The organism is Bacillus cereus G9842, assembly GCF_000021305.1.
In the GTDB taxonomy this organism is placed as follows: domain Bacteria; phylum Bacillota; class Bacilli; order Bacillales; family Bacillaceae_G; genus Bacillus_A; species Bacillus_A thuringiensis_S.
This window is the reverse complement of sequence record NC_011772.1, coordinates 5288293-5301338: the sequence shown is the minus strand read 5'-3', so window position 1 is coordinate 5301338 and position 13046 is coordinate 5288293. Positions and strand designations below refer to the sequence as shown.

Below are 13046 nucleotides of genomic sequence, written 5' to 3'. Positions count from 1 at the left end.
AGAATCCATTCTGGATTCTTTTTTTGATGAAAGATGAAATTTAGTAGTCAGTGCAGATGAAAAGTATGCCTGACCTGAATTTTGTCTTATCGATTTAGTTCTAGTTGCAAATTATCGGCTGTTAGAGCCATTTGTGAGGAATCATCTTGAATTCCTTTCATGACTTGTGAAATAGTTTGTAGCTCATGTTCAATTTTCTTATTCTGTTCTTTTGAGTTAGACATATCTTTTACAATTTCTTGGAAGTATCGATCTGTTGCCGACATACTATCCGTTCCTTCCGATACGAGAGAGCTAATTTGTTTCACGGAAGACGAGACACGGGTAATTTGTTCATTTGTTTTTTCGACGAGCTTTGTAACGTTAAATATCGATTCTTTCGTTTGCTCTGATAATTTTCGGATTTCACCAGCAACAACAGAAAACCCCTTCCCAAATTCTCCAGCACGTGCAGACTCGATAGCAGCATTTAGTGCGAGTAAATTTGTTTGCTCCGCGATCGATTTAACGATATCTATGATTTCGTTAATTTTGTTAGAAATATCGAGAAGTTCATGAGTATCTGTAATAATCGTTTCCATATTCATTTGAATAGATCCCATTCGTTTGTTTTGCTGGTTTAATTGTTCTTTCCCTTTATTCGCTTTTTCTTCAGATGTTGTAGCTAATGATGTACCTGTTTTAGCAATCTCTACAATAGTTTCAGACTTAGCGGTTAGTTTTTGAATAGAAGAGCTTGTCTTTTCAGATACAGCAGCTAGTTCTGTTGCGATATGCGTAATTGTCATAGCAGTTAGTTCTTTTTCTTTCTCATGCTCTTTTTGCATTCTTTCATATTCAGATTCATAAGCTGCAAGAACAAGTTCTTGTTCAAGAGTGAATAATTTATTTATGACATTTATAGAATAGGAAAAATCATCGATTGTTGTTATTTTTGTTTGCAAAATCTTCATAATAGAGCGGAATAATTCTTGATAAGCAGCAGTATACCATTTTCGATGTAAGCCAATTTGTACATGTCGTTTGGCAATCCTAACACGCTGTTCAATAAAATCTTCATGCATATTGCCGCTGAATAATTCTTTAATATGTGTTTTTAAAGTTTGCTTTAGTTTTGGAATAGAGCTGTAACGTTCAATAATAGTAATTAAATTAGGTTGTTTTGTAATGTTGGCATAGAATTTTTCAGTAATCCAATCAATTTCTGCATAAATAAAAGGCTGTAGTACTTTTACAACTTGTAAATCTTCTTTTGAAATGTGTAGCATATCCATTTGAATTTTCAGTTCAGAATTAGTAGGTACATTAAAAGTTATTTGTTGGTCCTTACTTAATTCGATTATACTAGCGTTTGTTTTATTAATATTTTTTTTGAAAACCCCAAGCATCATTCTTCCCCCTGTGTATAAAACGTTTTCAATTTTAAAACTAATATAGAGTAATTATATATGCTTATATATAATTACTCTATATTAGTTCGTAGAATAGTATATAAATTAAGAGAATTCTAGATAGAATTCTCTTAATGGCCTTTATTAATTTTAGCATGTGTTTTAAAGAAAACAGGGAAATGCACATTATATATTACAGTGACGACACGAATAACGAATGTTACTAATAAACAAACATAGAAAGCTAATACGTGCGCGCCCATAGCGTGTGTGATTAGGAAGCTAATTGCTCCTAAGATAGAAGCGATTGCGTAAATCTCTTTTCGGAATACGTAAGGGATATCTTGAGCACAAATGTCACGCAAAATACCGCCTCCAATACCTGTAATGACTCCCATTGAAACAACTAAAAATGAGGCGTCAACATGATGTGACATTGCCGCATTTGCACCAATAGCTGTAAAAACGCCTAAGCCAACAGCATCAGAAAGCATAATAACGATTTGAAGTTTATTGATGCGCTCAAAAAACATACAAGTAAATAATGCTGATAATACACTTACGAAAAAGTAAATGGGTTTTACAAATGCGACAGGGGGCAGGTTACCAATCATGATATCACGAATAATACCGCCGCCGAGCGCAGTAGCTACAGCTAAACAAAGGACACCAAATAAATCTAAATCTTTTTTTAAACCAACTAATGTACCAGAAATGGCAGCGGCGATAATGCCAAGAAACGTAAATATATCGATTAATAACATGGCCTTAATCCCTTCCTCTTAAAGATGTTCCAGAGAAAAAATATACACTAAAGTATTGGAAATAACAATTACTTTTCGTTACATGTAGAAAAACGGATAAAATACATAAAGAAAGCGTTTGAAAATGTTTAGGGGAAAACGAAGCAAGGTTAATTTTTAGTTGTAGGGTAGCCGAGTGAATGTCATTTTTTAACCGTTAAATTCTATATATCAATAAAATGATTAATAAATGTTTGCTATAATGCTGATAATAAGTGAAAGAGTGTTAGATAGTTTTTATAGAGATAGGGAAGGATAGCTAAAGGATAATATTTTCTAGTTACTAGTTACGATGGATTGGCTAGTTTCGGTATAAAAATAGTTCTCAATTTAAATATGAGTTATGTTATAATTGCTAGGTGTGTTTTAACGATAATAAATTATGATTAAAAGATAATGTTAAGATTTTGTATGGAGGTCTTGGAATGTTAGCAAATCAAGCTAGGGTTAGATTTGAGCATTTTTTGCTCTTTTTTATTATTTTACAGCCTGTTTTAGATTTATTAACGTCTCTTAGCATCACTTTATTAAAGTCAAATGCTACCGTTGGAATTTTAGTAAGATTCCTTATTATGGCTGTTGGTGGTATTTACATTTTAATTCAGGCAAAAGAGAAGGAAAATAGAAAGTTTTTAATTTATCTTATATTATTAGCCGGAGTTTTAGGGGTAGGATTTATTAATAATAAACTAGTTAAGGATCCTATTGTACTTAGTGAAGAAGTTAAATTCGTTGCGAAAGCATTATATATATATATTATGCTGGGGTCATACATTTTAGCTTTAAAATCATTGAAAAAGACAGTTAATATTAGTGATAAGGTTCGAAATAGTATTGTATATTCTACATTAATCATTAATGCAATTATGGTTATTTCTATTTCAACATCTACTGACTTTGGTAGTTATGAATGGATGAAGGTTGGTTCTCGAGGTTGGTTCTATGCAGGGAATGAACTAGGTTCAATCTTAGCTATTATTTTCCCTATTGTGGTACTATATTCTATTCAAAAAACAAAGAGCTGGAAACACATTTTATATTGGATTCCATCAATTTTAATGATTTATTCGCTAATTCAGGTTGGTACGAAAGTAGGAATGGGCTCAATTGGTGCTACGTTAGCGGCAGCAATCGGGATTATTTTACTTCAATTATTATTTGATAGAAAAAATCCGAACAAAAAATCCCTTGCGCTTAATGCAGTAATTGCTATTATCCTATTGGCCGGTGTAGTTGGAACGTTTAAACAAACGCCATTAGCACAAAATATGGGTATTCACAATAATTATTTATCAGAGCAAAATGTGGCACAGCAAGGTCAAAAAGAAAAAGAAATTAAAGAGAAGCTGAAAAAAGAGCAAGAACTTAAAGAAAAAGAAGAAAAGCACCATAAGGCTGAAAAACCAGAAGAAAAGGCGAAGATAGAAGAGGAAGTTAAGAAAGAGCTTGAGAAAGAGCAAAAGAAAGAAAATCAAGAAAACCTTATTTTCAGTGGACGTCAAGTATATGAAGAAAGACATAAGCAGTTCTTTAAAGAAGCGCCAATGTCACAAAAGTTATTAGGAATGGGTTATGCAGGTAACTTTAAATACAATGAACAAAAGCAGCCAGATCCAAAATTAATTGAAATGGACTTCCATGATTGGTTTTATGATTTCGGGATTATTGGCTTTGTATTACTAATGATTCCATTTATTTATTACGGGCTAAGAATTCTACTAGCATTTGCTACGAGATTTAAGGACATATTTAATATAAAATATGGAATGATTTCAGCAAGCTTATTGTTAGCGTTAGGTATTGCTTATATTGCAGGACATATTTTAACAGCACCAGGAGTTGGGATTTACTTTGTAGTGGTGCTAGCTTATCTAATAGTAGACCTAGAAATTGAATGATAAAAATAAAAGCTAACTTTTGTTAGCTTTTATTTTTTAGTACAGTAAAATAAAAATAGCTGGAAACGTAGCGAGGATTTAAAGGAGGAAAAAACATGAGAATATTGCATATGAATGCAGGAGCAGAAGATGGGGGAGGGAAAACACATATTATTTCACTTCTCGATCAGTTTCCAACTGGTGAAGTAGAATTAGCAGTATTTGAAGATGGAATTGTTGCGAAGGAAGCAAGGGAATTAGGGATAAAAGTCCATGTGTTTTCACAAAAATCGCGCTATGATTTATCCATTTTAAAGAATATAAGTGAATTTATTAATAAAGAAAAATTTGATGTAGTTCATACGCATGGTCCTAGGGCTAATTTCTATGTTTCTTTAATGAAAAAGAGAATAAAGGCAAAATGGGTAACGACTATTCATAGTGATCCATTTCAAGACTTTACTAAACAGGGCTTCAAAGGTTGGATTTTTACGAAATTAAATTTGAAAGCCTTAAAAAATATAGACTTATTTTTCGTTGTAACAAATAGATTGAAAAAAAGCCTGGCAGCATTAGGGATTTCAAATGAAAAGATGCATGTTATTTATAATGGAATTGAATACGATAAGGAAAAAGCAGAAGGCTATAATAAAAAAGAAATGTTCAATATTGCTGAAGATGTATTTACGGCAATCCAAGTAGCGCGATTACATCCTGTCAAAGGACATGAAGTTTTATTCGATGCGTTACAACAAACAAAATTGGAGAAAATTAAAGTATTATTAGTTGGCGATGGCCCATTAGAAGAAAATCTAAAGTCATTAGCTACTGAAAAAGGGATTAACGATAAAGTAGAGTTTTTAGGACATCGTCAAGATGTAAAACAATTATTTGCGTCGTCACATGTAAATTTATTAACTTCTCATAGTGAAGGGTTCCCACTAGTTTTATTAGAAGCGGCAAATCAACGCGTACCATCAATTGTGACTAGGGCTGGAGAAATTGAACCATTAATCGTAGATGAAACTTACGGATGGATTGTGCCAACAGATGATGGAAAGGCATTAGCATTAGCTTTAGAAGAAGCGTATGATAAGTGGAAAACTGGAGAATTAGCAGCAATGGGTAAACATATTTATGAGCATGCTACTATGAATTTCTCACTTCAAAAACTATATGAAGATACAAAGGAAACATATAAGCAATTAATAGCGAAAAACTTGTAATGATAGAGAGGATAGTTAACTATGGCAGTACAAACAGTTGATATTCTAGGCGTTCCTTTTTCTACAATGACAATGGATGAAACGGTCAAATATTTAAAAGAACAACTAGAAGCGGAGCGAACTCATACGTTTCAGGTAGTAACAGCAAACCCTGAAATTGTTATGTGCGCAAAAAAGGATGAAAAGTTCTATCAAACATTATTGAATACAGATTTAATTACACCTGATGGTATTGGGGTTGTAAAGGCAAGCGGCATGCTTGGTACACCTTTAAAAGAACGTGTAGCAGGTTTTGATTTAATGTGTAATTTACTTGCGAAGTTATCAGAAGATAGTAAACCAGTATCTGTTTTCTTATTAGGTGCAAAGCCGCATGTTGTACAAGCTGCAGCAGATCATTTAACAAAGACATATTCAGCTGTATCCATCGCCGGTACACAAGATGGTTATTTCAAACAAGAAGACGAAGAGAATATTATTTCTCGCATTCAAGAAGCAAAACCAGATTTATTACTTGTTGCACTCGGTTTCCCGAGACAAGAGAACTTTATCCAAAACAATAAGCATCGTTTAGAAACGAAAATGGCTGTTGGAGTGGGTGGAAGTTTAGACGTATGGGCTGGAGAGGTAAAACGTGCACCAAAATGGATTCAAGCGATTCATTTAGAGTGGTTTTATAGATTATGCAGTAATCCAACACGCTGGCGTCGTCAGTTAGTATTAGCGGAATTTTTAAAAGAAGTAATGCGTTCGAAAAAGTAGCGAAATATCGCTACTTTTTTTTATTTATTCATTTTTAATGAAGTGAAACTTTAATCAGTGAGTCATCCCTACTGATTATTAGCCCTCACCAATCGGGATAGACGTTTTACTTTTTGGGAATGATGAAGGAGAATTTTTTACACAAAAGTATTTTACTTATACAATTCACACATGTAAAATGATGTGTAAAGACACCTGTGTGAGGAGGACTTCTAGTGGGCAAGGTAAAAGAAATTTCGAAGCGCAAACTACTTGGTATAGCTGGACTTGGATGGCTATTTGATGCAATGGATGTTGGAATGCTTTCATTTGTAATGGTAGCCTTGCAAAAGGATTGGGGATTAACGAGCCAGGAAATGGGCTGGATAGGCAGTATTAACTCAATCGGTATGGCAGTAGGAGCGCTTATTTTTGGGATACTATCAGATAGAATAGGCCGAAAATCAGTCTTTATTATTACATTATTATTATTTTCTATCGGTAGTGGTTTAACTGCATTAACAACGACACTCGCGATGTTTCTCGTTTTACGCTTTTTAATTGGTATGGGGCTTGGCGGAGAGCTTCCGGTTGCCTCTACACTAGTATCAGAGAGTGTTGAAGCGCATGAGCGTGGGAAAATTGTTGTGTTATTAGAAAGTTTTTGGGCAGGTGGATGGCTAATTGCAGCCCTTATCTCGTATTTTGTTATTCCTAAATATGGTTGGGAAATTGCGATGGTATTGAGTGCAGTTCCAGCACTATATGCTTTATATTTAAGATGGAATTTACCGGATTCCCCAAGGTTCCAAAAAGTTGAAAAAAGACCATCTGTTATTGAAAATATAAAATCAGTTTGGTCTGGGGAATATCGTAAAGCAACAATTATGCTATGGATTCTATGGTTTTGTGTTGTCTTTTCTTATTATGGAATGTTCCTTTGGTTACCGAGTGTAATGGTGCTAAAAGGATTTAGTTTAATAAAAAGTTTCCAATACGTACTTATTATGACATTAGCTCAACTTCCAGGATATTTCACCGCTGCTTGGTTTATTGAACGTCTCGGTCGTAAATTTGTGTTGGTTACGTATTTAATCGGGACAGCTTGCAGTGCCTATTTGTTTGGGGTTGCGGATTCATTAACAGTATTAATCGTGGCAGGTATGTTACTATCCTTCTTTAACTTAGGTGCTTGGGGAGCATTATACGCCTATACACCTGAACAGTATCCGACGGTTATTCGTGGTACTGGTGCAGGAATGGCAGCAGCATTTGGGCGTATTGGTGGTATTCTTGGGCCACTATTAGTGGGGTATTTAGTTGCCTCAGAAGCTTCACTATCAATAATATTTACGATTTTCTGCGGATCAATTTTAATTGGTGTATTCGCTGTAGTAATACTTGGACAGGAAACGAAGCAACGAGAATTAGTATAAAGTGAAATTTTAAACGTAGCCCTGACCGTTTATTACCCTACACTACTCCGCTCTTTCTAGGCAGTTAATGTAGGATAAAGGAGGAGAGGAAACCGAAGTGGTTTCCTTTTTTCTGTTTTTTTAGATAAATAATGGTATAGTAAGAAAAAGGGATTATTTCTTATAAAAGCGAATGTATACAGCAGGACATATGGACAAAGAATTAGGTGGTTGAAGAAATGAAAATTTTACTGATCATGGAAGAGGCAGAAGAGAGAAGAGAGTTAGCTGAAAATTTCACTGAAAATATGAGAAATGTAGAATGTTTTGAAGCAAAGACAGGAACAGAATCTTTATTTATGATGAAAAAACATATACCAGACTTTGTTTTTTTAAGTTCCAAATTACTAGATGGTACTGGTTTTGAATATGCAAGTTTATTACGAGAAATAAATTGCTATACAAAATTTATTTTTGTAGGTGAAAACATAGAGGAATCTATTACAGCTTTTCGTTTCCAAGCATTTTATTATTTATTACGACCATTTCGTGAAGAAGATTTACAATTTCTTTTATATAAAATAGGTAAAGAACAAGGTGAGAAAGCAAAGAGTTATTTGCGGAAACTACCGATAGAAAGTCAAGAGGGTATACGATATATTCTTCCAGAAGATATCGTATATGTAAGTAAAAATAAAGAAAATAAAACTGTTTCAATTTACACAACGAATAATCAGTATATTTCAACATATACACTTCAGGAATTAGAAAATAAGCTAAATGCATATGATTTTTTACGTGTGCATAAAAGTTATTTAATTAATATGTCATATGTAAAAGAACTGAAACCTTATTATAATGGCACGTATAATTTGTATTTAGATAGGTATGATGAGCAACCGATTCCAGTCAGTCGTAATTATGTAAAACGCCTTCGAAATAACATTGAATTATAGTAGGTAATGAGAGTATTTTAACATGATAAACTGAAAATCCTTCATGATAGGGAGGATTCAAGTTAAATATTCAGAAAATTTAGTACAATCTCCACTAAGAAATAGTATTGGGGGAATTGTATGTGAAGACATTGAAATCGATTTTACTTTGGGGCGTTATTACAGCAGTAGGAGCAGGGGCTTTTGGGGTAATAGCTTTATCACAAGGTGAAACCATTAATGCTGTATGGCTCTTAGTAGCTGCTGTATGTGTATATGCAGTTGCTTATCGCTTTTATAGTAGATTTATAGCGAGAAAGGTTTTTAATTTAGATGATAATCGTCAAACACCAGCCCATACATTAAACGATGGGAAAGACTATGTTCCAACAAATAAGTGGGTATTGTTTGGACATCACTTTGCAGCGATTGCTGGGGCGGGACCTTTAGTAGGACCGATTTTAGCAGCACAAATGGGATATTTACCAGGGACCATTTGGATTATTGTTGGGGTAGTTGTTGCGGGGGCTGTCCAAGATTTTGTCATTTTATTTGCTTCGATGAGACGTAATGGTAAATCGTTAGGAGAAATGATTAAGGATGAGATTGGGCCTGTTACAGGACTAATTGCAATGATAGGTATTTTAGGAATTATGATTATTTTATTAGCAGTATTAGCGTTAGTCGTAGTAAAGGCACTGATTGGAAGTCCTTGGGGAATGTTTACGATAGCAGCAACGATTCCCATCGCTATTTTAATGGGAGTTTACATGCGCTATATTAGGCCTGGTCGTGTTGGAGAAGGGTCAGTAATTGGTATTATCCTACTTATTTTATCTCTTATTGGAGGACAGTATGTAGCAGAAAATCCAACACTTGCAAGTATGTTCACATTTAGTGGCGAAACAATTGCTATTATGCTTATTGTATATGGATTTATTGCATCTGCATTACCAGTTTGGATGTTATTAGCACCACGTGATTATTTAAGTACATTTTTAAAAGTTGGAACAATTGTTGGATTGGCGATTGGTATTTTAATTGTAGCACCTGATTTACAAATGCCAGCAGTTTCGCAATTTATTGATGGAACAGGTCCTGTTTTCTCCGGTAATTTATTCCCGTTCTTATTTATTACGATTGCCTGTGGTGCAGTCTCTGGATTCCATGCTCTTGTTTCATCAGGTACGACGCCAAAAATGATTGAACAAGAGGGACATGCACAGCCAATTGGTTACGGAGCAATGTTAATGGAGTCGTTTGTAGCTGCGATGGCAATGATTGCAGCTTGTGTATTAACACCAGGAACTTATTTTGCGATTAATAGTCCGGCAGCACTTATTGGTACGGATGTATCGCAGGCAGCTCAAGTTATTTCTTCATGGGGATTTGCTATTACACCAAATGAACTAAAAGAACTTGCTGTAAATGTTGGAGAGCAAACAATTTTATCACGTACAGGTGGCGCACCAACGTTAGCGATAGGTATGGCATATATTTTCTCACAAGTAATAGGTGGAACGGCGATGATGGCATTCTGGTATCATTTTGCTATTCTCTTTGAAGCCCTATTTATTTTAACAACGATTGACGCAGGAACGCGTGTAGGACGATTTATGATTCAAGATATTTTAGGGCATGTATATAAGCCGTTTGCGAAAACAGATTCTACATTAGCAAATGTAATAGCTACAACGTTATGTGTATTAGGATGGGGTTATTTTTTGTACCAAGGGGTAGTAGATCCGCTTGGTGGAATTAATACATTATGGCCACTTTTCGGTATTGCAAATCAAATGTTAGCAGGTATTGCATTATTACTTGGAACGACAATTTTGTTCAAAATGGGGAAAAAGGCATATGTTTGGGTGACACTTATTCCAACTGTTGGATTGCTTATTGTAACGATGACGGCGGGTTATCAAAAGCTATTTCATGAAAACCCTAAAATAGGATTTCTATCTCATGCAAAGGTGTTCCAGGGAGCATTAGATGAGGGGAAAGTGTTAGCACCAGCTAAAAATGTTGCTCAAATGAAGCAAATTATTTTCAATGATTATATTGATGCAGCGCTTTGCGGGATTTTTATGATAGTTGTAATCGCTGTATTAATTTCTGCAATTCGAATTTGGATTCAAGTATTAAGAAATAAGCCGATGCTGCTAAAAGAGGCAGCATATATTTCTAGAGATGAAAGTGAGTCGAGGAACTATTATGCTTAAACGACTACGGAAAGTATGGGGGGAAAGAAAACGCTTTATTAGTTTGCTCGTTGGGGTACCAAGTTATGAAGTATATGTGGAGCATATGAAAAAGCATCATCCTGAAGAAGAGGTTGTATGTCAAAAGCAATTTTTTGCTGAGGCACAAGAAGCAAGATTTAATGCAAAGGGTGGAAAAATATCACGCTGTTGTTAATGAAGAAGGGCGAGTTTTCGCCCTTTTTATTTTTTTGCTGTTTCACGTGGAACAGCAAAAAATAAACAAAAAACTTTGGGAATTATAGGGATTTCGTATACAATAAAGTGGGGAAGGGGATAGATGGAAAAGTAGGGAGATTATTTTATGTTAAGGGACTTATTTGTAAATACAACAATTATTCTTTCCTTTATTTTTGTTGGAGGTCAGCTTTTAAGAGATAGGCCGTTAAAAGAAGAGTTTTCTCTTTGGCAGAAATGTGTAGTAGGTATTCTTACTGGAATATTAGGTATATTACTAATGTATTTCGGTGTTCATGTTGGTACCATCCTATTGGATTTGCGCTACTTAGCTGTTATTTTAGCTGTTATAATTGGAGGCCCGATAGCGAGTACTATAGCTGTTAGTATGATTTTAGTAACTAGGTTATTATTTATGGATTATTCATTAGCTTCTCAAGTAGCTTTTTATACAATTATTGCGATAGGAGTAGGTAGTATCTTTATTTCGCGTCTAAATATCTCTCTAGGAGAAAAGTGGGCATGGTTACATACATATATTTTATCTATTCTAATCCCCTCACTATATATATGGTTAATTAAAGATATTAACATAGTAGGATTATATTTAATTTCTAGTATTATTACAGGCTACATAACATTCATAAGTGCAAATTACGTTTTACAATCCAATGAGTTATTCCAAACGATGAAGCAATACGCAACGGTAGACGCATTGACAGGTCTAGGAAACGTAAGACAGTTTGATTTAGAGATGAATCGTCATATTAGTAATAAGAACATGAAAAATGATTCGCTTTGTTTACTACTTATAGATATTGACCACTTTAAGTATGTAAATGATACGTACGGGCATCCTGCAGGGGACGAAGTGTTAAAACAAGTAGGATGTATTTTACGAGAAACTTCACAATTTCCAGATTTGGCTTTTCGAAAGGGTGGAGAGGAGTTTGCGCTTTTGATACCGAATAAGGGATTAGCTTACGGAATTCGTATGGGCGAGCAAATTTGTATAGCTGTTGAAAGTCACCCATTTCAATTGTTAGATGGAACAAAAATAAAAATTACGGTTTCGGTAGGGGTTTCAGAATATGAAGGGTCATCAGAGCAATTTATTCAAGCGGCGGATGATGCGTTATACTACTCGAAACGAAATGGTAGAAATAAGGTCAGCTCTGCATCTTAAAGATAAGATGACCAGAAGACATAAAGCTTATAAAAAACACTCACAGAGGCAATGTATGAACCTTGTGAGTGTTTTTATTTATATATTAGACAAGTTCTTTTGATACAACGAATTTACGATATGCACCATGGTGAGTTGGACCTACGTATTCGTTAATTTTGAATGAGTAACGAATAGCAGCTGTGATGAATTCTTTAGCAGTTTTTACTGCTTCTTTCACAGGTTTTCCTTTTGCAAGTTCTGCTGTAATTGCAGCAGAATATGTACAACCTGCACCGTGTGTATTGGTTGTATCGATTTTTTCTGATTCTAGAAGATCGAATGTTTCTCCATCATATAGGACGTCGATTGCAGTTTCCGTACCAAGTTTGCTTCCACCTTTAATTAGTACGTATTTGGCACCTAAAGCGTGGATTTTCTTCGCTGCTTCTTTCATGTCCTCAAGAGAATTAATTTTCACACCGCTTAATTGGTAAGCTTCAAATAAGTTTGGTGTTACAACTAATGCCTTTGGCACAAGAACGTCACGTAAGCAATCGTTCGTTTCAGGATGTAATGCTTCATCTGCACCTTTACATACCATAACAGGGTCAACTACTACATTTTTGAAATTGTGCTTTTCGATTGTTTCTGCAACCATTTCAATAATTTCTACTGATCCAAGCATACCTGTTTTTAAAGCGTCTACGCCAACACCTTCAATTGTTGTTTCTAATTGTGGTTTTAATGTAGAAGCTGGGATTGGAAATACGTTATGTGCCCAACCGTTATGTGGATCCATCGTTACGATTGTTGTAAGAGATGTCATTCCGTATACGCCAAGTTCTTGGAATGTTTTTAAATCTGCTTGTATACCAGCACCGCCACTTGTGTCAGAACCAGCGATAGTAAGTGCTTTATTTAATGTCATTATGAAAGCCCCCTCAAGTGATATAATGAAAACTATGTTTTCACCATTATATCAATGTTACGAATAAGTACAAAGTGAAAAGTAGATGATTTATTTTAAGAGCTATTTAAAATCTTGTATGCAG

General features: G+C 34.7%; 11 protein-coding genes and 1 pseudogene. 8 read left to right on the top strand and 4 right to left on the bottom strand.

What is annotated here, in order from left to right; translation table 11 throughout:
- Nucleotides 1-86: 86 nt before the first annotated feature.
- The 3 genes and pseudogenes from BCG9842_RS32090 to BCG9842_RS26830 form a co-directional block, all read right to left on the bottom strand.
- On the bottom strand, nt 87-788 hold the full coding sequence (locus BCG9842_RS32090; RefSeq protein ID WP_374058700.1) for a methyl-accepting chemotaxis protein: 702 nt from the start codon (nt 786-788) through the stop codon (nt 87-89).
- A 54-nt stretch (nt 789-842) separates the two neighbouring features.
- Nucleotides 843-1388 (bottom strand): annotated as a pseudogene (locus BCG9842_RS32085) (protoglobin family protein); the annotation flags it as partial.
- 134 nt (nt 1389-1522) lie between these two features.
- Nucleotides 1523-2155: a trimeric intracellular cation channel family protein gene (locus BCG9842_RS26830; RefSeq protein ID WP_000924367.1), complete on the bottom strand. Its 633-nt coding sequence runs from the start codon at nt 2153-2155 to the stop codon at nt 1523-1525.
- Between the two features lie 464 nt (nt 2156-2619).
- Between BCG9842_RS26830 and BCG9842_RS26825 the strand changes: the two genes are divergently transcribed.
- The 8 genes from BCG9842_RS26825 (at nt 2620) to BCG9842_RS26790 (ending at nt 12012) form a co-directional block, all read left to right on the top strand.
- Nucleotides 2620-4092 (top strand): O-antigen ligase family protein, encoded by a 1473-nt coding sequence (locus tag BCG9842_RS26825; RefSeq protein ID WP_000880761.1) that lies wholly within the window; start codon nt 2620-2622, stop codon nt 4090-4092.
- 95 nt (nt 4093-4187) lie between these two features.
- Nucleotides 4188-5297: a glycosyltransferase family 4 protein gene (locus BCG9842_RS26820; protein WP_001221223.1), complete on the top strand. Its 1110-nt coding sequence runs from the start codon at nt 4188-4190 to the stop codon at nt 5295-5297.
- 21 nt (nt 5298-5318) lie between these two features.
- Nucleotides 5319-6059 carry a WecB/TagA/CpsF family glycosyltransferase gene (locus BCG9842_RS26815; protein WP_000290744.1) on the top strand — a complete coding sequence of 247 codons (741 nt, stop codon included), beginning with the start codon at nt 5319-5321 and terminating at the stop codon, nt 6057-6059.
- 215 nt (nt 6060-6274) lie between these two features.
- Nucleotides 6275-7474, top strand: coding sequence for an MFS transporter (locus tag BCG9842_RS26810; RefSeq protein ID WP_000521108.1), 1200 nt, complete (start codon nt 6275-6277; stop codon nt 7472-7474).
- A gap of 218 nt (nt 7475-7692) precedes the next feature.
- On the top strand, nt 7693-8409 hold the full coding sequence (locus BCG9842_RS26805; RefSeq protein WP_000698256.1) for a LytR/AlgR family response regulator transcription factor: 717 nt from the start codon (nt 7693-7695) through the stop codon (nt 8407-8409).
- 122 nt (nt 8410-8531) lie between these two features.
- Nucleotides 8532-10610: a carbon starvation protein CstA gene (gene cstA / locus BCG9842_RS26800; RefSeq protein ID WP_000854306.1), complete on the top strand. Its 2079-nt coding sequence runs from the start codon at nt 8532-8534 to the stop codon at nt 10608-10610.
- A complete protein-coding gene (locus BCG9842_RS26795; protein WP_000919819.1) occupies nt 10603-10806 on the top strand; it encodes a YbdD/YjiX family protein in 204 nt (67 codons plus the stop codon). The genes cstA and BCG9842_RS26795 overlap by 8 nt, the downstream gene beginning before the upstream one ends.
- A 147-nt stretch (nt 10807-10953) precedes the next feature.
- Nucleotides 10954-12012, top strand: coding sequence for a GGDEF domain-containing protein (locus BCG9842_RS26790; RefSeq protein WP_000942920.1), 1059 nt, complete (start codon nt 10954-10956; stop codon nt 12010-12012).
- A gap of 85 nt (nt 12013-12097) precedes the next feature.
- On the opposite strand, the gene pdxK is transcribed toward BCG9842_RS26790, so the two are convergent.
- On the bottom strand, nt 12098-12922 hold the full coding sequence (gene pdxK, locus BCG9842_RS26785) for a pyridoxine/pyridoxal/pyridoxamine kinase (RefSeq protein ID WP_000174252.1): 825 nt from the start codon (nt 12920-12922) through the stop codon (nt 12098-12100).
- Nucleotides 12923-13046: the final 124 nt, after the last annotated feature.